Origin of the sequence: Polaromonas sp. JS666, from assembly GCF_000013865.1 — a bacterium.
Taxonomy (GTDB): domain Bacteria; phylum Pseudomonadota; class Gammaproteobacteria; order Burkholderiales; family Burkholderiaceae_C; genus Polaromonas.
The window spans coordinates 3,153,200-3,175,832 of the sequence record NC_007948.1 but is presented as its reverse complement, the minus strand read 5'-3'; the positions used below and the strand labels follow the sequence as shown (position 1 = coordinate 3,175,832).

The 22,633-nt window shown below is 63.4% G+C and carries 22 protein-coding genes; 15 read left to right on the top strand and 7 right to left on the bottom strand.

Translation table 11 applies throughout. The features are described 5' to 3' along the window. The first annotated feature begins 90 nt into the window (after positions 1-90). Both BPRO_RS15035 and BPRO_RS15030 read left to right on the top strand, forming a co-directional pair. On the top strand, positions 91-1,260 hold the full coding sequence (locus BPRO_RS15035) for an acyl-CoA dehydrogenase family protein (protein ID WP_011483926.1): 1,170 nt from the start codon (positions 91-93) through the stop codon (positions 1,258-1,260). 312 nt (positions 1,261-1,572) lie between these two features. Continuing rightward, the gene (locus tag BPRO_RS15030; RefSeq protein WP_011483925.1) at positions 1,573-1,866 is read left to right on the top strand and encodes a hypothetical protein; all 294 of its coding nucleotides are present in this window, start codon (positions 1,573-1,575) and stop codon (positions 1,864-1,866) included. A gap of 52 nt (positions 1,867-1,918) precedes the next feature. On the opposite strand, the gene BPRO_RS30145 is transcribed toward BPRO_RS15030, so the two are convergent. Further along, on the bottom strand, positions 1,919-2,089 hold the full coding sequence (locus BPRO_RS30145; protein WP_011483924.1) for a hypothetical protein: 171 nt from the start codon (positions 2,087-2,089) through the stop codon (positions 1,919-1,921). Positions 2,090-2,504: 415 nt separating this feature from the next. On the opposite strand from BPRO_RS30145, the gene BPRO_RS15020 reads away from it, so the two are divergent. The 5 genes from BPRO_RS15020 to BPRO_RS15000 all read left to right on the top strand — a co-directional run bounded on the left by BPRO_RS15020 (position 2,505) and on the right by BPRO_RS15000 (position 7,403). After that, positions 2,505-3,497 carry a tripartite tricarboxylate transporter substrate binding protein gene (locus tag BPRO_RS15020; protein WP_011483923.1) on the top strand — a complete coding sequence of 331 codons (993 nt, stop codon included), beginning with the start codon at positions 2,505-2,507 and terminating at the stop codon, positions 3,495-3,497. A 76-nt stretch (positions 3,498-3,573) separates the two neighbouring features. Then, the gene (locus BPRO_RS15015; protein WP_011483922.1) at positions 3,574-4,047 is read left to right on the top strand and encodes a tripartite tricarboxylate transporter TctB family protein; all 474 of its coding nucleotides are present in this window, start codon (positions 3,574-3,576) and stop codon (positions 4,045-4,047) included. A 33-nt stretch (positions 4,048-4,080) separates the two neighbouring features. Continuing rightward, positions 4,081-5,580, top strand: a complete 1,500-nt coding sequence (locus BPRO_RS15010) for a tripartite tricarboxylate transporter permease (RefSeq protein WP_011483921.1) — start codon at positions 4,081-4,083, stop codon at positions 5,578-5,580. Between the two features lie 302 nt (positions 5,581-5,882). After that, complete coding sequence (locus BPRO_RS15005; RefSeq protein WP_041388855.1) at positions 5,883-6,551, top strand: DsbA family oxidoreductase; 669 nt, start codon at positions 5,883-5,885, stop codon at positions 6,549-6,551. A 117-nt stretch (positions 6,552-6,668) separates the two neighbouring features. Then, positions 6,669-7,403: a glutathione S-transferase family protein gene (locus BPRO_RS15000; RefSeq protein WP_011483919.1), complete on the top strand. Its 735-nt coding sequence runs from the start codon at positions 6,669-6,671 to the stop codon at positions 7,401-7,403. A gap of 326 nt (positions 7,404-7,729) precedes the next feature. Here the strand turns inward: BPRO_RS15000 and BPRO_RS14995 are convergent, their stop codons facing one another. The 6 genes from BPRO_RS14995 to BPRO_RS14975 form a co-directional block, all read right to left on the bottom strand. Then, a complete protein-coding gene (locus BPRO_RS14995; protein ID WP_011483918.1) occupies positions 7,730-8,032 on the bottom strand; it encodes a hypothetical protein in 303 nt (100 codons plus the stop codon). Continuing rightward, on the bottom strand, positions 8,029-8,193 hold the full coding sequence (locus BPRO_RS29630) for a hypothetical protein (protein WP_157045810.1): 165 nt from the start codon (positions 8,191-8,193) through the stop codon (positions 8,029-8,031). The genes BPRO_RS14995 and BPRO_RS29630 overlap by 4 nt, the downstream gene beginning before the upstream one ends. A gap of 143 nt (positions 8,194-8,336) precedes the next feature. Next, positions 8,337-8,546: a hypothetical protein gene (locus tag BPRO_RS14990; protein ID WP_041388854.1), complete on the bottom strand. Its 210-nt coding sequence runs from the start codon at positions 8,544-8,546 to the stop codon at positions 8,337-8,339. A gap of 63 nt (positions 8,547-8,609) precedes the next feature. Further along, positions 8,610-8,927 (bottom strand): hypothetical protein, encoded by a 318-nt coding sequence (locus BPRO_RS14985; RefSeq protein WP_011483916.1) that lies wholly within the window; start codon positions 8,925-8,927, stop codon positions 8,610-8,612. Between the two features lie 197 nt (positions 8,928-9,124). After that, on the bottom strand, positions 9,125-11,773 hold the full coding sequence (gene ligD / locus BPRO_RS14980) for a DNA ligase D (RefSeq protein WP_011483915.1): 2,649 nt from the start codon (positions 11,771-11,773) through the stop codon (positions 9,125-9,127). Between the two features lie 25 nt (positions 11,774-11,798). Further along, positions 11,799-12,734, bottom strand: coding sequence for a Ku protein (locus BPRO_RS14975; RefSeq protein ID WP_011483914.1), 936 nt, complete (start codon positions 12,732-12,734; stop codon positions 11,799-11,801). Between the two features lie 433 nt (positions 12,735-13,167). Here BPRO_RS14975 and BPRO_RS14970 point away from each other — a divergent pair, with 433 nt between their 5' ends. From BPRO_RS14970 to BPRO_RS14935, 8 genes are all read left to right on the top strand, one after another. Next, entirely contained in the window at positions 13,168-13,629 is a 462-nt protein-coding gene (locus tag BPRO_RS14970; protein ID WP_041389875.1) for a CHRD domain-containing protein, read from the top strand. 235 nt (positions 13,630-13,864) lie between these two features. Next, positions 13,865-15,448 carry an FAD-dependent oxidoreductase gene (locus BPRO_RS14965; protein ID WP_232291567.1) on the top strand — a complete coding sequence of 528 codons (1,584 nt, stop codon included), beginning with the start codon at positions 13,865-13,867 and terminating at the stop codon, positions 15,446-15,448. Between the two features lie 17 nt (positions 15,449-15,465). After that, the gene (locus BPRO_RS14960) at positions 15,466-15,669 is read left to right on the top strand and encodes a hypothetical protein (RefSeq protein WP_232291414.1); all 204 of its coding nucleotides are present in this window, start codon (positions 15,466-15,468) and stop codon (positions 15,667-15,669) included. Positions 15,670-15,722: 53 nt separating this feature from the next. Continuing rightward, positions 15,723-16,697, top strand: a complete 975-nt coding sequence (locus tag BPRO_RS14955) for a Bug family tripartite tricarboxylate transporter substrate binding protein (protein ID WP_011483911.1) — start codon at positions 15,723-15,725, stop codon at positions 16,695-16,697. Between the two features lie 22 nt (positions 16,698-16,719). Beyond that, positions 16,720-17,184, top strand: a complete 465-nt coding sequence (locus BPRO_RS14950) for a MarR family winged helix-turn-helix transcriptional regulator (protein ID WP_011483910.1) — start codon at positions 16,720-16,722, stop codon at positions 17,182-17,184. A 21-nt stretch (positions 17,185-17,205) separates the two neighbouring features. Next, positions 17,206-18,510: a homogentisate 1,2-dioxygenase gene (gene hmgA, locus BPRO_RS14945; RefSeq protein WP_011483909.1), complete on the top strand. Its 1,305-nt coding sequence runs from the start codon at positions 17,206-17,208 to the stop codon at positions 18,508-18,510. A 56-nt stretch (positions 18,511-18,566) separates the two neighbouring features. Next, the gene (gene fahA / locus BPRO_RS14940) at positions 18,567-19,844 is read left to right on the top strand and encodes a fumarylacetoacetase (protein ID WP_011483908.1); all 1,278 of its coding nucleotides are present in this window, start codon (positions 18,567-18,569) and stop codon (positions 19,842-19,844) included. A gap of 254 nt (positions 19,845-20,098) precedes the next feature. Further along, entirely contained in the window at positions 20,099-22,594 is a 2,496-nt protein-coding gene (locus tag BPRO_RS14935; RefSeq protein WP_011483907.1) for a YgiQ family radical SAM protein, read from the top strand. Positions 22,595-22,633: the final 39 nt, after the last annotated feature.

Genomic DNA, 22,633 nt, shown 5'->3' with positions numbered 1-22,633 from the left:
ATATTCATTTCACAAAGCACCCGCTTTGCATAAATAGGATTCACGCAGACCCTACGGTGACCTCCCTTTGACGGCCAGACAGGTGACATCATGATCGAACGCAGCCTCTTCAGCCCCGACCACGAATCCTTCCGGGATACCTTCCGCCGCTTCATGGATAAGGAGATTGCGCCTTTTCATGCTCAATGGGAAGAGCAGGGTTATGTGGACCGCCAGGTCTGGAACAAGGCCGGCGACAACGGCTTTTTGTGCATGACCATGCCCGAGGTGTACGGCGGCTCGGGCGCTGACAAGCTGTATTCCGTCGTGCAGATGGAGGAACTGGTGCGTGGTGGCTTCTCCGGCATCGGCTACGGGCTGCACAGCGAAATCGTTGCGCCTTACATCCTGCATTACGGCACCAGCCTTCAGAAGGAAACCTTCCTGCCGCAGCTGGCCAGCGGCCGTATGGTGGGCGCCATCGCCATGAGCGAGCCCGCCGCCGGCTCCGACCTGCAGGGCGTCAAGACCACCGCCATCAAGCAGTCCGACGGCAGCTATCTGCTCAACGGCAGCAAAACCTTTGTCACCAACGGCTGGCATGCCGACCTGGTGATCGTGGTGGCCAAGACCAACCCGGCCGCCGGTGCCAAGGGGACCAGCCTGTTGCTGGTGGAGCGCGGGATGCCCGGCTTTGAAGTCGGCAAGCGCCTGAAGAAACTCGGCCTGAAGGCGCAGGACACCTCCGAGCTCTTCTTTCACGACGTGAAGGTGCCGGCCGGCCACCTGCTGGGCGGCGAGGCGCACGAGAACCGGGGATTTATCTGCCTGATGGAGCAGTTGCCGTGGGAGCGCCTGCAAATCGCCATCACGGCCGTGTCGGCGGCGCAGGCCGCCATCGACTGGACGCTGGCCTATGTGAAGGAGCGCAAGGTCTTTGGCCAGCCCGTGGCCAGCTACCAGAACACACGCTACAAACTGGCCGAGCTGCAGACCGAGGTGCAGGTGGCGCGGGTGTTCGTTGACAAATGCACCGAACTGGTAGCTGCGGACATGCTGGACACCGCGACCGCCAGCATGGCCAAGTACTGGTGCAGCGATCTGCAGTGCAAGGTCATGGACGAATGCGTACAGCTCTTCGGTGGCTATGGCTACATGTGGGAATACCCGATCACTCGCGCCTATGCCGATGCGCGCGTGCAGCGCATCTACGGCGGCACCAACGAGATCATGAAAGAGGTGATTTCGCGGTCCATGGGCCTGGGTGGAAAGCAGGCCTGACGAGACAAATCTCGCGACCATGCTCCAAAGCCGGGCACCACAAAGGAGATCCTCGGGCGGATGACGGTGCCGACGGTCAGCGTTTCAGCCGCGACCCAGCGGGTTTGCCCGCGCTGTGGGCTGACTTGCGCGCCCGTGTTCCGCTCCGGGCCCCCGGATCGGGACGTGCCGGCAGGCCGGTAGATGGCGTCCTACGCAAGAACGCGACAGATTGGACGGGCCAATCCCTAAAACTGGGTATTCCCAAAACCATTATTTCTGTTTCAATAAAAACGGTTTCTTTCAACTTCTGCTCATGAGGAGGGATCTTGTATGCGATTCGATCTTTTTCATACACGCGTGGATGCCCATATTCGAAAAGCCCAGGAGTATTTGCAGGCAGCCAATCTGGCCCGCATCGAGCACCAGATTGCGGCGGACCATCATCTTGCGCTTGCATCGATGTACGCGCAGCGCGTGACCTGGCTTGAGCAGGAATTGTCCGAATCGGTTTCACGGTTTAGCCCGCCTTTTCGGGGCGTGATGACCGTGGCAGCCGAAGGTGGCAAACGCGGCGCCGAATCCGTTGTCAGCCTGCAGCGGAGCGCCCCTGTCAGCAACGGCTGAAGGCCGCTGGCCTTTTTGTGGCGCCGCACCGGCCTTCAGCAGGCGCCAGTGATCAGGACGGGTCTTTGCTGCGCGTGCGGCTGACGGCGCTGAAAATGCCGATGCCGAGAAATATCAGTGCACCGATGCCGATGTACAGATGCGGTATGCCCGCCACCACCGCGCCCCAGATCACCCCGCCGAGGAAGATCAGGAAACCGATCATGTAGAGTGCAAAAGACATTGTTGTTCTCCGAAAAGTTATAGCTTCACTATCGGTGCAGGCGAAGGGGGGCGCTATCGGGGAGGAGCGCTGATGGGTGTCGGTCGCGACCTACCGTCTCATCAAAGGATTCCGTTTTGCGGGGGGCTTCCGGTGCGGCTGCCGGGCTATTAATGCTATGTATTTAGCAGCATAAGATGGCTGCCGGATGAGGACTTCCGCGGGTTTGCCTGGGTTTTTGATGGTCCGGCAGACACCCTGGTCTTGTCGCTAATCATCATACGATACTATGGTTCACCCTAGTTTCAACGATGCGGCAAATGTCCTAGAGTGAGCCCCGAAGCCGCCTCAGGGATGCCTTGTCGGAACACGGCGCGCTGCAAATTGTTGAGGCATTCCCGCAAGCCATTCACTGACAGCCCACAAGGAGACATCCATGCCCGCTTCATCACGCCGTTCGTTTGTTGCTCGCGCCGCCGGCGCCATCGCCTGCCTGACTTTGGTGGCGGCGGCCCTGCCCGTCGCAGCGCAGGGCTATCCCACGCGGCCTGTCACGCTGATCGTGCCGTGGGGGGCGGGCGGCGGTACCGATGCGACGGCCCGCATCGTGGGCAGCCTGCTGGAGAAGGAAATTGGCCAGCCCGTCACGGTGGTCAACCGCACGGGCGGCAGCGGTGTGGTTGGCCATTCCGCCATTGCCTCGGCGCCGCCTGACGGCTACACGATCGGCCTGGCCACCGTGGAGATCGGCATGATGCACTGGCAGGGCCTGACCGAGCTGACAGGCGCTTCGTACACCCCTATCGGTCTGGTCAATGCTGACCCGGCGGGTATTCAGGTCAGGGCCGATGCGCCTTACAAGACCGTCAATGAACTGCTGGCGGCGATCAAGGCCAATCCCGGCAAGCTCAAGGCTTCGGGAACCGGGCAGGGCGGCATCTGGCACCTGGCCATTGCCGGCCTGCTCCGCGACCAGAAAATCGACCCGGCCTCCGTGCCCTGGGTTCCCAGCAATGGCGCTGCGCCTGGCTTGCAGGACATGATTGCCGGCGGCGTCGACATTGCCCCGGTCTCCTTGCCGGAAGCACGCTCGCTGATTGACGCCGGCAAGGTCAAGAGCCTGGCGATCATGAATGACAAGCCCGCAGCCCTGTACCCCAACGTGGCCACGCTCAAGGCTGCCATCGGCAGCGACTGGACCATGGCAGCGTGGCGAGGCATTGTGGCACCCAAGGGTATTCCTGCCGAGGTGCGCGACAAGCTGAGCGCCGCGATCAAAAAAATTGCGGCGAGCAAGGAATACAACGACTTCATGTCCAGCCGCGGCTTTGGCGTGGTGTACGCCGGCCCCGACGAATTCGGCAAATTCATGGCGAAGTCCGATGCCGAACTCGGGGCGACCATGAAGGCGGTCGGCATCGCCAAGTAGCGCCTGTCCCGGCGACCCGCCAAAGAACCCCGCAGGGCCGGGGACTCCTGCCCGGCCAATTCGTGAAAGTCTCCGCATGAAACTCAATGACGCGATCTTCGGGCTGGTGCTTGCCCTGCTGGGCGCTGTGGTGCTGTTTACCGTCCAGTCCTTTCCGAAAATCCCTGGCCAGCAGGTGGGGCCGGCCCTGTTCCCGGGCTTGATCGCTGCAGGCCTGTGCGTGGGCGGCGTGGTCCTGATGGTGCGCGGCTGGCATGCCAGGGCCGCGGCGCCCTGGGTCCGGTTTGAAGGCTGGACGCAGTCTCCCCGGCATGTGCTGGGCCTTGCCGTGCTCGTCGCCTCGGTGCTCTTTTACATGCTGGCGGCAGACAAACTCGGCTTCCTGCTGACGGCCACACTCATCCTGACGGCCATGTTTTACGTACTGCGCGTGCCGCTCGGCAGGTCCTTGCTGATCGCCATCATTGCCAGTTTGCTGATTCACTTTGCGTTTTACAAACTGCTTCGGGTGCCGCTGCCGTGGGGCCTGCTGGTCAACCATGCCTGGTAAACGGCTGAACAACACACACGGGAGGTGATGCATATGTGGAATGCAGTGGCACAGGCGTTTTTGATGGTGTTCGAGCCCTACACCCTTTTTGTGATGGTGCTCGCCGCGTTTTACGGCTTGTTCGTAGGGGCGGTGCCGGGGCTTACCGCCACCATGGCCACGGCACTGCTGGTGCCTGTGACCTTTTTCATGGCCCCGGTGCCGGCCATAGCCGCCATCGTGACGGCCACCGCGATGGCGATTTTTTCGGGCGACATCCCCGGCTGCCTCCTGCGCATACCGGGCACACCCGCCTCTGCCGCATACACCGATGAGGCCTTTGCACTAACCCGCAAGGGCCAGGCCGAGGTGGCGCTCGGGGCCGGCCTGGTATTTTCGGCCGTGGGCGGACTGTTCGGCACGATTGTGCTGATTGTTGCTGCGCCGGCGCTGGCCGAATTCGCCATCAGGTTCAGCTCGTTCGAATATTTCTGGCTGGTGTTGCTGGGGCTGACCTGCGCCGTGTTCATCACATCTGATAGACCTCTCAAGGGGTTGATCACCCTGTTCCTTGGTCTGCTGGTCGCCTGTGTCGGCCTGAACAACCCGGCCGGCTTTCCGCGCTTCACCTTTGGCAACGCTGAGATGACGGGCGGCATCGGCATGATCGCGATGATGATCGGCATGTTTGCCATTTCCGAGATCATTCGCTATGTTGTGGACACCAGCCCGCCGGCCGAACTGGTGGTGGAGCAGGTGGGCAATGTGCTCAAGGGGCAATGGAAGCTGGCCAAAAAATACCCTGTGCAGATCCTGCGGGGCAGCGTGCTGGGTACCGCCGTGGGGGCCTTGCCAGGTGCCGGAGCCGACATTGCGGCCTGGATGTCGTACGCCATGAGCAAGAAGTTTTCCAAAGAGCCCGAAAAATTCGGCACCGGCCATGTCGAAGGCATTGTCGAATCGGGCTCTGCCAACAACAGCGCGCTGGCCGGCGCGTGGATTCCCGCGCTGGTGTTCGGCATTCCGGGCGACTCGATTACCGCGATTGTCATTGGCGTGCTCTACATGAAGAACATGAACCCGGGGCCGACGCTCTTCACCACCAACCCGCAAAACATCTATGCGATTTTCCTGATCTTCATCCTGGCCAACATCATCATGGTTCCGCTGGGCATCCTGTGCATCAAGGCCTCCAAAAAGATACTCAAGGTGCCGCGCAACATTCTGATGCCGCTGATCCTGCTGTTCTGCATGGTGGGCACTTTTGCCATCAACAACTCCATGTTCGAAATCGGCGTGATGCTGGTGGCCGGGCTGATTGCGTACCTGCTGGAGGAAAACCACTTTCCGATCGCTCCCGCGATTTTGGGTGTGGTGCTTGGAGGCATGCTGGAGGAAAATTTCATCACCTCGATGATCAAGTCGGATGGCAACCTGATGGCCTTTGTGGGTCGGCCCATCGCCGCCACGCTTGCCGTGCTGACCGTGCTGGTGTGGACCATGCCGCTGGTGCTGGGCTGGCTGCGCAGGCCAAGGGCAGTCTACGCCGCCTGATGGATCACGTGCCAAGGCGGGCGTGGCCGCGCCGGCCTGTGCCGGCGCAGTCCCGGGAATCCTGCATGACGGTTGCGGGAACAACCGGGCCTTCGGGGCATCGGGCTGTCGCCTGGCTAGCCGAAAACGCCTCTGCGCATTGAAGCGGGCCGAGTGTCCCCAGTCCGTACCTTGAATAGTGGCAATGCCGTCACAAACTTGCCTGCCAGGGTTAACAATGTCCGTTGGCCATTTGCCAGGCTTGCCGCCGGCGATTCAGGTCCGGCGGCGCCCCTTGCATTGAATTTCGTAAAAGGCAATCCATGACTCAGTCACTCAAAATTGATTTCGTTTCCGACGTTTCCTGCCCGTGGTGCGTGATTGGGCTTAAATCGCTGGACCAGGCGCTGGCGCGGGTCGGCCATGAGATCGCGGCCGAACTGCATTTCCAGCCCTTTGAGCTCAACCCCCAGATGACGGCCGAGGGCCAGGAAATCACCGAGCACATCACGCAAAAGTACGGCATCACGCCCGAGCAGGCCCATGCCAATCGCGAAAACATCCGGGTGCGGGGCGCGCAGCTGGGCTTCAAGTTCAGCATGGCGGACGAGCCGGGCGGTGGCCGCAGCCGCATTTACAACACCTTTGATGCGCACCGCCTGCTCCACTGGGCCGAACTGCAGGGCGAGGGCAGGCAGAAGGCGCTGAAAGAGGCGCTGTTCAAGGCTTACTTCACCGATGGGCAGAGTCCGGGTTCGCACGAGGTGCTGGCGCGGGTGGCGGGCGAAGTGGGCCTGGACGCGGAACGCGCGCGGGAAATCCTGGCGTCGTCCGAATACGCCGATGAGGTGCGCGAGCGCGAGCAGTTCTACCTGAGCCAGGGCATTCATTCGGTGCCGGCCGTCATCATCAATGACCGCCACCTGATCTCTGGCGGGCAACCCCCCGAAGTATTTGAGCAGGCCCTGCGCCAGATCGCGGCCGCGGGCTGAAAGCGGCTTGCACCGGACGCGATGCCGTTCGGCCCCCTGAGATGGCACCTCACCGCCGGCGTGCATGCGCTGCCCGGTCGCCAGCGATAGTTCAACCCCTTCACCGCAGCAGCTGCCATGCCTTACGAACTTCATTACTGGCCAACGATTCAGGGGCGCGGCGAATTTGTGCGCCTGGCGCTGGAGGCCGCAGGCGCCGACTATGTGGATGTGGCGCGCGGGCTTGAAGGCGAAAAAGCCGGGCAGGGCATGGCGGCCATGATGCATGTCATGGAAAGCCCCGAGGTGCAGCGTCCGCCGTTTGCACCCCCCTTCCTGGTGCACGGCAAGGTCATCGTCGGGCAGACGGCGGCCATCCTGCTGTACCTGGGCCCTCGCCTCGGGCTGGTCGGCAAGAGCGAGGTTCAGCGCGTGTGGACGCACCAGCTGCAGCTGACGATTGCCGACGTCGTCGCCGAGGCGCACGACACACACCACCCGATTGCCACCGGCCTCTACTACCAGGATCAGAAGCCGGAAGCGGCCCGGCGCGCAAAGGAGTTTCGCCAGACGCGCATGCCCAAATTCCTGGCCTGGTTTGAAAGCGTGCTGGCGCGCAACCCCCGGGGCAGTCGCCATCTGGTGGGTGGGCGGTTGAGCTACGCGGACCTGTCGCTTTTCCAGCTGGTGGAAGGCCTGCAATACGCTTTTCCCAAGGCCAGCCGGCGCGCGTTGAAAAAGGTGCCGAACGTGGCCGCCTTGCATGCCAGCGTGGCCCAGCATCGCCGCGTGGCGCCCTACCTGGCCAGCGAGCGACGCATAGCCTTCAATGAAGACGGCATCTTTCGCCGTTACCCGGAACTTGACGCCTGAAGCGCCTGGCCTGCATGCGCGGATGAACTGGGTGCTGCTAATTTAATAGCTATCAGTCCGTTTTCCAGTCCCGTTTTCATCTGGGTCGCAGGCCTGATTTGAATTGATCAATGGTGCGGCCTTTTCCTACAAACTGGTCTGTGCTTGCCTGACCGCAACAACCTTTCGTGCGTGCCATGATGAATTGCACATTGAAAGCGGGATCGCTTGCGGCAGACGATGACTTCTGTCTGCTGGCGCCCCAAGACTTTGTTGCGGGCACTCGAGGCTCGGCACACCCGGGGCAGCTGCAAGGCTGCCCTCTTTTTTCTCCACGTTGCGGCCGATCAGTTTTTCAGGCGACTGCCGCAATCGACCTGCGCATCAAGCTGCCGCCCCTCGCGGGAATAATCACTCCCGGTGACCTTGCAACCCGAGGCCTGCTCAATGGCCTGCACCAGCGCGGCCTGGACTGACGGCCTGCTGGCAGAAGGCGCCACCACCGCGGTGGAAATCGCGGTCCAGGTGCCCGCAGTGAGCTGGCTGAGCACGTAAGGCTCACCTTCGATGCTGACCTTGTACCCGGCTGGCGCGGCCACCCATGCGCAGGCGCCCAGGCACAGGGTGGCCAGCGCGATCAGGACTTTCATGCGCAGATCGGGCAGGGGCGCAGCATCGTGGCGATGGGTGTCGCGGAAGGGGCTACGGCGGCCTTGGGTTCCGGCACCTGGGGCGGGAGCTTGGGCGACCTGGTATCGGGGCAGCCCGCCAGCAACATGGCGGCCAGGCTCAATGGCAAGAGGTATTTCATGCGGTCTCCAGAGCAGTCGTCTTGCAATACTGAAATCATAGGCCGCCGTGCGGCGCTATGCCAGTCCGCTGCGTTAATTGGCGGTGGAGGCCTACACGGCAACGTGGGAAAAGGCCTGCCGTGTTGTCTGATGCGGCCACCGATCAGCTAACACCCATGCGTCGCAGCGCCTCGCTGAGGCATTGTGGCGGTTGCGGGTCATCGACCGTGGTGGCGCATTGCTGCTGCGCCTGGGAGGAGGGCGCGGGCAGGCCGGGGTCTCCTGAATGCCGGCTACCTGCCAACTCGGCCGCGCGGCGGCGGCCTTCTGTCTGGAGGTAGGCGGTCAGATCCATTTCATTGTGCGGGTCCATGTTGCTCTCCCGGTTTGCACAGAAATCCCGGTGGCGGCAGGGGACTCTGGTGCGTGACAGTGTTCAGCTGCGGGTTGACCCATCTTGCCGTTGACCCTGGAACGGTGGCCAAGGGGCGTTGCCGGCCTGCGGATGGCTGGCCTGCTGATCCTTTCTGTCGCTTTGGTTGGTCTGGGAGGTCTGGCGGCCCAGGTCCGGCTGGTGGTTCTGGTGGGTTTGCTGGTTCTGCTCGGTTTGGGTGTTTTGCGTGATTTGCTCAGTGAATCCCATGAGGTTCTCCTGCGGTAGGGGACGAAGTCGGCATGAAAATAACCCGTGCCACTCCAATTTAGTGTGGTGTTGCACGCTATCCGGCACATAAAACCGCGTCTTTTCGTCCATGACTGCGTTGCAAATCCGCGCAATAGCGGGGCTATTGCTGTGGTTTACGCCTTGTCCTGAACAAAAATCCATCGGTTTTATTTGTGCCGTCAAGCATGCAACACCACACTAGACGCTGCGGCTCCCGGTGGCTGTCGGGTCAAGGATGCTGCGGGTGTAGGAGGCCGATGACAAGCTGCTTCGTGGCCGCTCCGCCGTCAATGGGCGGGCGGCTTGAAGCCCAGCTTTTTCATCGCCTCCGCCAGGCCATTGGCGCGGGCGCCATAGTCCTTCCAGGGCTGGTTTCCAGTCGCCAGCCGCCCGCCTATCGTCGTCGCGGTCCAGTGCGCACCTCCGGTCAGGGAAGCCAGTTCATCCCACGCCACCGGTACCGAGACCCCCAGCCCTGGCCGCGCGCGCGCCGACCAGGCCGAGACGGTCGTGGCGCCGAAACCGTTGCGCAGGTAGTCCACAAATATCCTGCCGACCCGGTTTTTGGGGCCGCTCTTCGCCACGAAGCGTTGCGGCAAGACACCTGCCAAGTGCTTCACAATGGCGTGCGAGAAATCCTTCACCGTGTCGAAGTCGTGGCTGCGCCTCAGCGGCACCACGACGTGCAGGCCCTTGCCTCCGCTGGTTTTCAGAAAACTGGCCAGTCCCAGCTCATCCAGAAGAGAGTGCACCAGCTGCGCGGCCTCCTGCATCTCCGGCCAGCCAACCTTTTCGCCGGGGTCCAGGTCGAAGGTCATGCGGTCAGGCTTGCGAATGGCGCGGCTGGTCGCGTTCCAGGTGTGGAATTCCACGACATTGACTTGCGCGGCTTCCAGCAGGGCCGCTGCAGAAGGGATCTCGAGCAGCGGCTCATGTCCCGGGTCCAGCGCCGGGTCGAGCAGCTTGATGCCGGGAATCGCCGTGGCTTGCGCGTGTTTCTGGAAAAACAGCTCACCCCCGACGCCTGCCGGCGCGCGGACCAGGGCAACCGGGCGCCCCTTGAGGTGCGGCAGCATGAGCGGGGCGACGGCGGCGTAGTGCTCCACCATGGCTTGCTTGGTGAAGCCGGTGGTCTTGTCAATCACGCGGTCGGGATGCGTGATGCGCACGGACTCAGGAGCCTTGCCAGGGGCCTTGTCACGGGTTTTGCGGCTGGTGGGGCCTGGTGTGGCAGCGTCTTGCGGCATGTCGGAGCCTTTCCGGGGGGTGACTGGTGATGTGGGCGTCTCACGGAGGATGTTTCTGGCCGGTTTGTCGGTGCGAAGTCCCTGGAACACGGGGTGTCGAATGTGGCCGCCGTGGGTCCATTCGCCAAACGCCACTTCGGCCAGCAGTTGCGGCTTCACCCATTGCCCTTTGACGCCTGTCGGCAGCGCGGCAAACGGGCTGCGCTCGCTGTGCAGCGTTGACAGCCGCTCCTTGAGGCTGCGCAGTGTCTCGGCATTGAAGCCTGTGCCCACGTTGCCGGCGTACCGGAGCCTGCCCTGCGCATCATGCACACCCAGCAGCAGGGCTCCCAGGCCGGTGCGGGAGCCTTTGGGCTCGGTGTAGCCGCCAATCACAAACTCCTGGCGCAGCCGGGTTTTGAGCTTGATCCAGTCGGGCGAGCGGCGCGAGACGTAGGGCGAGGCTGCGCGCTTGCCGATCACGCCTTCCAGGCCCAGGCGCTGGGCCGAGTCGATCAGGTCTTGCGGGGGCTGGTCAAACGCCTCGCTGAAACGGATGCTGTCCTGCGGATTGCGCGTCAGGGCCGTGCGCAGGATTTCACGCCGCTGCGCCAGCGGCACCTGGCGCAGGTCCAGCCCATCGTAAAACGGCAGGTCGAACACGTAGTAGCGGATGTCGGCCGTGCTGGCGCTGTCAAAGGCGTTTTGCAGCGCGCCGAAGCTGGGCACGCCCTGGTCATTCATCACCACGATTTCGCCGTCCAGCCAGGCGGAGCGTATATCCAGTTGTGCAACGGCTTTGGCCAGCCCAGGCAGCCTGGCGGTCCAGTCGTTGCCGTTGCGCGTGATGCAGCGCACCGAGTCTCCCTCGGTGCGGGTGAGCAGCCGGTAGCCATCAAACTTGATTTCGTAGATCCAGTCTTGCGGGTCGGCAGGCACGCGGTTGACCAGCGTGGCCAGTTCCGGGGCCAGCGTGCCGGGCAGCCTGGATTTCACCGCGCCTTCGGGAATGCCTTTGGGAATGCTTTTACCGGACCGTGCGCTGGCCGCCGTTGTTCTGGCGTGCTTCCCGGCGTGGCTTTCAGGCGCTGCTTTTCTGGTGCGCGCAGCGCGAGGGGCGCACTGTGTGCCGGTGGCTGCCTTGCCAGGCAAGGGCTTGCCGGAAAGCACGCTGTTGGGCAGCGCCTGGAGTACATCAAATACCTGCTCGGGGCGTGCGTGGTCGTCCTGCTCCTTGATCAGCAGCCAGGGTTCATGGCTTTCCCCGGCATGGCCGTGCATGCGCACCAGCGTCCAGCCTCCCTTGAGCTTTTCACCATGCAGTTCAAATTTGAGCTTGCCGTTCTTCAGGCCTGCGGCCGGGTTGCCCACCGGCGTCCAGAGCCCGCGGTCCCACACAATGACGTGGCCGGCACCGTACTGCCCGGGTGGAATGGTGCCTTCAAAGCCTGCATAGGCCATCGGGTGGTCTTCGACATGCACGGCCATGCGTTTGACGGCCGGATCCAGGCTCGGCCCCTTGGGAACCGCCCAGCTTTTCAGCGTGCCCTGCAGTTCCAGCCGGAAGTCGTAGTGCAGGCTGCGCGCCGCATGCTTCTGGACCACAAACCTCAACGCCTTGCCGGAGCGCTCGCCTCCCGTGGCGGGCTCGGGCGTCTGCTTGAAGTCGCGCCTGGCGCGGTAGGTTTTCAGCAAATCCGCGGAACCCATGGTTCGGATGTGTTGGCGGCAAGCCTCAGGCGGCCCGCTTGGCGTGCGTGCGCGAAGCGGCTTTTACCGTATTTTTGCGGGGGGTCGTGCGGGTGGCCGTCCGGGCTCTGGTGTCGGACTTGGCGGGCGCCTTGTCATCTGCTGCGGCCGCCGCGCCGCCCTTGCGCAGGCTGCGCTGGAGCAATTCGGTGAGGTCGAGGATGGTGGCGCCCGAACGTGCGGCGGAATCCTCCGCCGCTTCAGGCTGTTCCACGGTTTCGATCTTGCCTTCCCTGGCCTTGCGTTCGACCAGCGCCATGATTTCGTCCCTGAACGAGTCCTTGAATTTTTCCGGATGCCAGGTCTCCGTCATGTCATTGACGAGCTGTTTGGCCATGGACAGTTCGCGCGCCGACAGCCCGGCCGCCTTCGCGCCCTCGGGTGGAAGGTCCAGGTCTTCCCAGGAGCGGATTTCTTCGCCCCAGCGCATCAGGTTCAGGATGAGGCCAGGGCCGGAGGGCACCAGCACGGCCAGGTGTTGCTTGGTCTGGATCACCACCCGCGCGATGCCGACCCGCTGCGTGTCAAGCAAGGTGTCGCGCAGCAGGGCATAGACTTTTTGCCCTTTGTTGATGGGCGCGATGTAGTAGGGCCGCTCCAGGTAGATGAAGGGAATTTCCGTATTGGAAACGAAATTTTCGATCTCGATCGTCTGGGTCGTCCTGGGATAAGCCCCGGCAATTTCCTCTGCGGACAGGACCACATACTGGTCATCCTGGTATTTGATGCCCTTGACGATGTTTTCCCGGCTGATTTCCTTGCCGGTCTTTTTGTTGATGCGTTTGTAGCCAACCGGGTCCATGCTGCGTTTGTCCAGCCAGTCAAAATCGATACCGCTGTCAGACGTGGCCGCATGCAGCGCCACCGGGATGTGGACCAGCCCAAAGCTGATGGCACCTTTCCATAGAACGCGTGAAGCCATTGCCAGCTCCTTCCGGTCGTACCGTACTGCGTCAGCCGCCCCTGTCGGCGGCGGTGCCGTGAATGCTTTCCCGCAAACCGCGCAGACGCAGATGGTGTTGCAGTAGATGGTGTTGCAGCGTGTCAGCCATGTGGTTTAACCATGTGTGTTTAACCATGGGCTTTAGGCATGGGTGCTCATGGTGAGTCATGGTGAATGAGGATGGACATAGTGTCACTTTCCCAAGATGGCTGGCAGTTGCCTGTCGGCTGCCATGCGCCTGTGCCGTAGGACAGCGACCCCATTAATTGCGGCGCCATGCCACCCCCGCGGCAACCAGGCTGGCCGCCTGGCGGGCATGTCGTCCCATGCCCGCCGGCCACACCGGGTTTATCCTACGATGGCGCGGTTTTGCCCCGCCGACAATGGCTTTTTTGATCTACAGGAATTGATCATGCTCCTCCATCGTCAAGCAAGCCGTATTTCCCGTGCCGCCATCATGGTGGCGGCTGTGACCGCCATCACCGGCTGCGGCTTGATGGATCGCCAGTCCAACCTGGTGGCGTTTACCACCCAGTTGCGGGGCGCCAACGAGGTGCCGCCCACTGCCAGCCGCGCTACCGGCTCGGTCGACGCGGTGCTCAATAAAGACACCAACCTGTTTCGCTGGAAAGTCAGCTTCAGCGGCCTGACCGGGCCCGCCACGGGCGCCCACTTTCACGGCCCTGCTGCCATTGGTGTCAACGCAGGTATTGTGCTGCCTTGGCAGGGCCCCATCGTCAGCCCCCTCGAAGGCCGGGCCACGCTGACGCCGACACAGGCTGCGGACCTGATGGCTGGCCGCTGGTACGCCAATATTCACACGGTGGCCAACCCCGCAGGCGAAGTACGTGGCCAGATGACAGTGCGCAATTAGCGGGGCAGTGGCCTGATGGTTTCGCTGCGGTCCTGACTGTTTTGCGCGTCGGGGCGGGGAGCCACTGCGGCGGCCAAAAGCCATTCTGAGAAAATGGTTGCGCGCGCAACCAGGTTGATTTATAGTTGCGCCCGCAACCAAAATCAACCGGGACAAACGCATCGTGACTACCCCACTTCCCACTCACTGGCCCGACAGGGTTCCCGTGCTCATCGCCGGCGGCGGACCTGTCGGCATGAGCCTGGCGGCCCTGCTCGGACACCATGGCATTGCCAGTCTTGTGATTGAAGCCGACGACGGCTATTGCGCCGGCAGCCGGGCGATTTGCATGTCGCGCCGCTCGCAGGAAATACTGGGCTGGGTCGGCGCCGACCAACCGCTGGTCGAAAAGGGCCTGTCCTGGGTCGGCGGGCGCAGTTATTTTCGCGACCGGGAGGTGCTGCATTTCCAGATGCCGAGCGAGCCGACACAGCGCTTCGCGCCCATGGTCAACATCCAGCAGTTCTATGCCGAGGAGTTCGCCCACAAGGCGGCCCTGGCGCAGGGCGGCCTTGTCGACGTGCGCTGGTCCAGCAAGGTGACCGCGGTCCGGCCGCAGGCGGATGGCGCGCAGGTGGATGTCCAGGGGGCCGATGGGGTGCACACGGTGCAGGCGGACTGGGTTGTGGCTTGTGACGGGGGCCGCAGCACGGTGCGTGAGCAGCTTGGCCTGCAACTGGAAGGCACCCAGTACGAAGGCCGCTACGTCATCGTGGACGTGGTGCAAAAAACCCGCCGCGCCGTGGAGCGCCTGGCCTGGTTTGACCCCCCGTCCAATCCCGGCTCGACCATTCTGATGCATCGCCAGCCTGACGATGTCTGGCGCATCGACTACCAGATCCGCGACGACGAGGATCCGGTGGAGGCGGTGAAGCCTGAAAACGTGCTGCCGCGTGTGCAAAGCCATCTTTCGATGATTGGCGAGGACGAGCCCTGGGAGCCGCTGTGGATTTCGATCTACAACGCCAAATGCCTCACGCTGCCCAGCTATCGCCATGGCCGTGTGCTGTTTGCCGGCGATGCGGCCCACCTGGTGCCGATTTTCGGGGTGCGCGGACTCAACTCGGGTCTCGACGATGCGGCCAATTTGGCCTGGAAGCTGGCGCTGGTGCAGCAGGGGCGGGCGGCCGATTCCCTGCTGGACAGCTATTCGACCGAGCGCGTGCTTGCCACCCGCGAGAACATTGCCTACGGCGCCAAAAGCACGGAGTTCATGGCGCCGCCCAATTACGGTTTCAAATTGCTGCGCGAGGCGGCGCTGCGTCTGGCCACCGAAGACGCAGCCGTCAATTCGCTGCTCAACCCACGCCAGTCCACACCCGTTGAATATGTGGGCTCTCCGCTGAACCTGCCTTCGCAGGGGGGCGCGCCTCAGGCCGGGCTCCGCGCCGGCATGCCCGCGCCGGAGGCCAGGTTGCTCGGCGCCAGTGGCCACGTCCACCTGACGTCGTGCTTCGGTGCCGGTTTTGTGGTGCTGTATTTCGCGCAGCATGGCCGGCTGCCGGACGATATCGCCGCATTGGCCGCGCCCGCAGAGGGCAGTCCCGCCGCGGTCCGCGTGATCTGCATTGCCAGCCAGGGTGAGCCTGCCGTGAACACGCTGGTCGACGAGGCCGGACAAGCCCGGGAGCGTTACGGCGCGGCCGACGGCTCGGTGTGGCTGGTGCGGCCTGACGGGTACCTGATGGGGCGCTGGACGGGCGCACCGCCCGCCGCTGTTCAGGCAGCCTTGCAGCCTTTTCAGCAACACCTCACCGCCAGCCCGGCCCGCCCGCTGTGAAACCGCAGGAGACAACCATGACAACCCTGACCATGACCGCCCCCAACGCTGACCACCTTGATCAGACCTACACGGCACTCGCAGAGGCGACGGCCCGTGTGGGCGAGGCCAGGGCTCCGCTGTTTCTGGCCACGCTGTCCCTTGCACTGCTCAGCCGCCAGGCCGATGCCGGCGAGGCACTGGCGCTGATTGCCCAGGCCGAGCGCCTGGCAGGTACCTGATTTTTTCTGCCGCGCCACCGACGGCTACCGATTCATTTCTGTCTGGAGACAACATGCAAAACCTTCCCGCCTTCATCCGCCGTTCTATGGCGCTCCTGGCCTTGGCCGCAACGGCCGCCTCGGCGCAAAGCTTTCCCACCAGGCCCATCGAGTGGGTGGTGCCTTACCCCGCCGGTGGCGGATCCGACGTGGTGGCCCGGGCGCTGACAGAAGCGATGGGCAGCGCGCTGGGGCAACCGATCGTCATCAACAACAAGCCGGGCGCCGCCACCAACATTGGCGCTGACTATGTGGCCCATGCCAAACCGGACGGCTACACGGTGCTCACCGGCGACACCGCCACGCTGGCCGCGAACCCGGCGCTTTATACCAAGCTGAGCTACAGCGCCGAAAAAGACCTGGCGCCCATTGGCCTGCTGGCCCGCTTTCCCATGATCCTGGTGGTCAACCCGGCGATTCCCGTGAAGAACCTGGCCGAATTCACGGCCTGGGCCAAGACCCAGAAGTCCGGGGTCAGCTACGCCACGCCAGGCGCGGGCAGCCCGCACCACCTGGCCACGGAACTGTTTCGCGGCAAGACCGGATTGAACCTGGTGCATGTTCCTTACCGCGGTGCGGCGCCGGCGGTGCAGGATGTGACGGGTGGCCAGCTGCCCTTCATGTTTGTCGATACGGCCAGCGGCATGGCTTTCATCAATGCGGGGCGCCTGCGTCCCATCGGCATTGCCAGTCCGCACCGCGTGAAGAACTTCGAAGCCATTCCCACGCTGGACGAGCAGGGCCTCAAGGGCTTTGAAGCCTATGTGTGGCAAGGTCTGGTGGCACCGGCCGGAACGCCAGCCGACGTGATCGGTAAACTGAACAAAACGCTGGTCGACGCGCTCAATTCCACGTCGGTGAAGGCGCGTTTCCAGGTTCTGGGGCTGGAGCCCACGCCCAGCACGCCGGCCCAGATGGCTACTTATGCCAAGGCCGAACGCGAAAAGTGGGCGCAGGTGATTCGCGCCAGCGGCATCAAGCTGGACTGAACATGAACAAGCCGGACTGACCATGATCAAGCTCGACAGGACCCTGACTTACCGCCTGCATTTGCTGCACAAGCTGACCGACATTGAAAGTCAGCGCGCCTATGTGGCCGGGGCAGGGCTGTCCATGAGCGACGGCCGCTGCCTCACGGCGGTGGGCACTTTTGCGCCGCTGTCGGTTAACGACCTGGCAAAAAAGGCCAACCTGAACAAGGGGCAGGCCAGCCGGGCCGCGCAGTCGCTGGTTGACCAGGGCCTGGTGCTCAAGGCTGCCAGCCCGACGGACGGGCGCGGCGTGGTGCTGACGCTCACGCCCAGGGGCAAGGCGGCATGGCAGCGTGCCATGCAGGTGGTGGGGCAGCGAAACCAGGAAATTTTCAATGTGCTGAGCGCTGCCGAGCGAACCCAGCTCAGCGATTTTTTCGACCGCCTGATCGATCAGGCCCGGGCCAATGGCGACGCGGCTGATGCTGATGGCGCCGATGACTGAAATTTACTTTGGAGAGATGCGATGAACACAGACGCCTTGCGCTACCAGTCCGGTTTTGGCAACGAGTTTGTCAGTGAAGCCGTTGCGGGTGCCTTGCCCGAGGGCCGCAACAGCCCGCAGCGCGCGCCCCATGACCTGTACACCGAGCTGTTGTCGGGCACCGCCTTCACGGCACCGCGCGCCGAGAATCGCCGTAGCTGGCTGTACCGCCGCCAGCCCTCCGTGGTCAGCGGCGCTTACCAGGCCTATGCACAGCCGCAGTGGACGACCGGTGCGGCGGGCGGCATGGCCGTTGCGCCCGACCCGCTGCGCTGGAACCCGTTTGCCATCCCGGCCGAGGCGCTGGACTTTGTGGACGGCATGCGCACCGTGGCGGCCAACGGCGATGCCGAGGCCCAAACCGGCATGGCTGCGCACGTGTATGTGGCCAACCGGTCCATGTCGCAACGCGCCATGGTCAATGCCGACGGTGAAATGCTGCTGGTACCGCAGCAGGGCCGGGTGGTGCTGAAGACGGAACTCGGCCTGCTGGAGGTCAGGCCCGGCGAGGTGGCCGTGGTGCCGCGCGGCATGGCCTTCAGCGTGGCGCTGCCAGACGGCGCGTCACGCGGCTACGTCTGCGAGAACTACGGCGCGCATTTCCGCCTGCCGGAACTGGGCCCGATCGGCTCCAATGGCCTGGCCAATGCGCGGGATTTCATGGCGCCCACGGCGGCGTTCGATGACGTGGCAGCCCCCGCCGGCGGGTTCGACATCATCAAGAAGTATGGCGGCCGCCTGTGGACTGCGAAGCAGCCCGCCAGCCCCTTCAATGTGGTGGCATGGCACGGCAACCTGGTGCCCTACAAGTACGACACCGCCCATTTCATGACGATCGGCTCCATCAGTTACGACCATCCGGACCCGTCCATTTTCACGGTGCTGACTTCGCCATCGGACACCCCCGGCACGGCCAACTGCGACTTCGTGATCTTCCCGCCGCGCTGGCTGGTGGCCGAAAACACCTTCCGTCCGCCCTGGTACCACCGCAACCTCATGAGCGAATTCATGGGGCTGGTGTATGGCCAGTATGACGCCAAGCCCGAAGGCTTCAAGCCGGGCGGCGCTTCGCTGCACAACTGCATGGTGCCGCACGGACCGGACGCCGAGGCCTTTGAGAAAGCCAGCACCGCCGAGCTGGCGCCGCACAAGCTGGACAACACGCTGGCCTTCATGTTTGAAAGCCGCTACCGCTTTATTCCCACCGCATTTGCCATGGAAGGCGGTGCGCTGGATACCGGTTACCTCAGCTGCTGGGCGGGCCTCAAGGATCAATTCAAGCCCTGAGTTTTCGCACGGCTCATCACCCCTTTCACGGCGCCCTGGCGTCAAGGATTTGCACCATGAATGATTCGCTCAATGCCACCCACGACCCGGCGCTTCGCAGCTGGGTGACTTCCGCCAACGCGGCGGACACCGACTTTCCGATCCAGAATCTGCCCTTCGGCCGTTTTCGGCGCGTCGGCAGCGCTGAAGCCTTTCGCATCGGTGTTGCCATTGGCGACCAGGCGCTTGATTTGAAAGCGGCCGGTCTCATCGCCACGGATGACATGAATGTGCTGATGGCCATGGGCGCTGCAGAGCGCCAGGCCCTGCGCGCAGCGATCTCTGAAGGCCTGCGCGAAGGCAGCCCAAGCCAGTCCGCATGGCTCAGCGCGCTGTTGCCGCAGGCGGGGCTTGAAATGACCTTGCCTTGCCGTATCGGCGACTACACCGACTTCTACACCGGCATTCATCACGCCACCACCGTCGGCAAGCTGTTTCGCCCCGATGCGCCACTGTTGCCCAACTACAAGTGGGTACCGATTGGCTACCACGGCCGTGCATCGTCCATCGGGGTCAGCGGCCAGTCGTTTCCCCGACCGCTGGGCCAGACCAAAGGCCCCAACGAAGAAGTACCGGTTTTGCGGCCCAGTCACCGGATGGACTACGAGCTGGAGCTGGGCGTTTTCATGGGGCAGGGCAATGCGCCGGGCGACCGGCTCACGATGGACCAGGCGGAGGCCCACGCCTTTGGCATGGTGCTGCTCAATGACTGGTCGGCGCGCGATGTGCAGGCCTGGGAATACCAGCCGCTGGGGCCCTTCCTGGCCAAAAACTTTGCCAGCACCATCTCGCCCTGGATCGTGACGATGGAGGCCCTGGCGCCTTTTCGTGCGCCCTTCGTGCGGCCCGAGGGTGACCCGCAACCTTTGCCGTACCTCGACTCAGCAGGCAACCGGCAGCAAGGCGGTATCGACGTGGAACTCGAGGTCTGGCTGCAGACCCTGGCCATGCGCGATGCCGGCCAGGGTCCGGTGCGCCTGTCGCAGTCGAGCTTTCGCGATGCCTACTGGACAGTGGCGCAAATGATCACGCACCACACCGTGAACGGCTGCAACCTGCAGCCGGGCGACCTGTTAGGCTCCGGCACGCTGTCGGGCGCCAGGCCCGAGCAGGCTGGCTCGCTGCTGGAACTGAGTTCGGGCGGAAAGAACCCGCTGACGCTGGCCAATGGGGAAACGCGCACCTTCCTCGAAGACGGTGACTCCATCATCCTGCGCGGTTACTGCGCGCGCGCCGGTTTCCGTCGTATCGGCTTTGGCGATTGCCAGGGCCGGCTGTTGCCCGCGCGCAGCTAACTGCCCGCTGATCCTGGCCCGGCGAATGCTATCGAGTTGATAGCGTATGAATCCCGTATCCATTGGGATGAAGGTTTATTCAATGGACGAGTCTGGCCCTTCTGTGGAGTTCCGGCCGGAAGCGTCGCGTCGAGCGAGGTGAGCGTCAGGGCCGGCGCTTTAACCACTCCGCAGGCAGTTTGTAGGGCCTAAATGCCAATTAAAGAGGTAAAAATCAGGGTAAACCTTACAATGGCGGGTTACCCAAGCCCCCCATGAACGCCCCCATCGACGTCTCTTTCTTTGCGCGTGCCGCCAAGCCGCTGACCAGTTACCGCAAGTACTGGGCGGCCCGTTTCGGCACGGCCAAGTTTTTGCCCACCAGTCGGGCCGAGATGGAGGCGCTAGGCTGGGACAGCTGCGACATCATCATCGTCACCGGCGACGCCTATGTCGACCACCCCAGCTTTGGCATGGCGGTGATTGGCCGCATGCTGGAGGCGCAGGGCTTTCGCGTCGGCATCATCGCGCAGCCCGAGTGGCAAAGCGCCGACCCCTTCAGGGTGCTGGGCAAGCCCAACCTGTTCTTCGGCGTGACCGCCGGCAACATGGACTCGATGATCAACCGCTACACGGCCGATCACAAGATACGCAGCGATGACGCCTACACGCCCGGCGACGTGGGCGGCAAGCGCCCCGACCGCGCGGCGCTGGTGTATTCGCAGCGCTGCAAGGAAGCCTACAAAGACGTGCCCATCATCCTGGGCGGCATTGAAGGCTCGCTGCGCCGCATTGCGCACTACGACTACTGGTCTGACAAAGTCCGCCGCTCCATCGTGGTCGATTCGAAATGCGATCTGCTGCTGTATGGCAACGCCGAGCGCGCGATTGTCGAGATCGCCCACCGCCTGGCCGCCAGGGAGCCGGTTGCCACCATGACCGACATCCGTGGCACCGCTTTCATTCGCCGCAGCGGCGACGAAACGGCGCAGGGCTGGTTCGAGATCGACTCGACCAACGTCGACACACCGGGCCGCGTCGAGGCGCATGTCAACCCCTATCTGATGATTTCGGAGCAGGCCAAAGAGCAGGGCGCGACCTGCGCCCGCGAAGACGAGGCCGCTGACGTGGCCGCGCAGGCCGAGAAAGACGCTGCCTTACTCCCTCGCCCCCAGGGAGAGGGCAGGGGTGAGGGCGCGACAAAGCCGCTTCAGGTCGCATCTGATGCCAGGACTGCATTCAAAGCCAATGCGGGGAGCCCTCACCCTGACCCTCTCCCAGGGGGAGAGGGAATAAAAGCAAACCCGGCCATCAAGCCGCTCACCTTTGTGCCCAACCCCAGCCTTTCGCACATGCAGGGCAAGATCAAGGTCCCGCCGCGCGACCGCTCGGTGATCCGCCTGCCGTCCTACGAGCAGGTCAAAAGCGACCCGGTGCTGTACGCCCACGCCAACCGCGTGCTGCACCTCGAAACCAATCCCGGCAACGCCCGCGCGCTGGTGCAGGCCCATGGTGAAGGCGCCACCGCGCGCGACGTCTGGATCAACCCGCCACCCATCCCGCTGACCACGGCCGAGATGGACTACGTGTTTGACCTGCCCTACGCACGTTCGCCACACCCGATATATGCCGACGAAAACGGCAGCCACGACCATGCCACCAAGATCCCGGCGTGGGAGATGATCCGCTTCAGCGTGAACATCATGCGCGGCTGCTTTGGCGGCTGCACCTTCTGCTCGATCACCGAGCACGAAGGCCGCATCATCCAGAGCCGGTCCGAAGACTCGGTGATCCGCGAGATTGAAGCCATCCGCGACACCGTCAAGGGCTTTACCGGCGCGATTTCCGACCTGGGCGGGCCGACGGCCAACATGTACCGCATCGGCTGCAAGTCGCCCGAGATTGAGGCGGCCTGCCGCAAGCCTTCCTGCGTGTACCCGGGCATCTGCTCCAACCTGAACACCAACCACAACCCGCTGATCAAGATGTACCGCCGGGCGCGGGCCTTGAAGGGCGTGAAGAAAATCCTCATCAGCTCCGGCCTGCGCTACGACTTGGCCGTGCAAAGCCCCGAGTACGTGAAAGAGCTGGTGACGCACCACGTCGGCGGCTACCTCAAGATCGCGCCCGAGCACACCGAGCAGGGCCCGCTCACCAAGATGATGAAGCCCGGCATCGGCAGCTATGACAAGTTCAAGCAGATGTTCGAGAAGTACTCGCTCGAAGCCGGCAAGAAGCAGTTCCTGATTCCCTACTTCATCGCCGCCCACCCCGGCACCAGCGACGAAGACATGATGAACCTGGCGATCTGGCTCAAGAAAAACGGCTTCCGCGCCGACCAGGTGCAAACCTTCTACCCGTCACCCATGGCCACGGCCACGGCGATGTACCACACCAACAAGAACCCGCTGCGCAAGATCACGCGCGACAGCGAAACGGTGGACATCGTGCGAGGCGAGCGCCGCCGCCGGCTGCACAAGGCGTTTTTGCGCTATCACGACCCCAACAACTGGCCGGTGCTGCGCGAAGCGCTGAAAGCCATGGGCCGCGCGGATTTGATCGGCAATGGCAAGCACCATTTGATCCCGACCTTCCAGCCCCTGACCGATGGCAGCTACCAGAGCGCGCGCCGCAAGAACTCGACCACCGTGGTGCTGAAGACCCCCACGCCGGTCAAGGGCCGCATCCTGACGCAGCACACCGGCCTGCCGCCGCGCGACAACGGGTCGGGCAAACCGGGCGGCAAACCGCCAGTGCGTAAAGCACGTTGATCTGTCATTGCGGGACCCGCAATCCATGGCTTTGGCTAT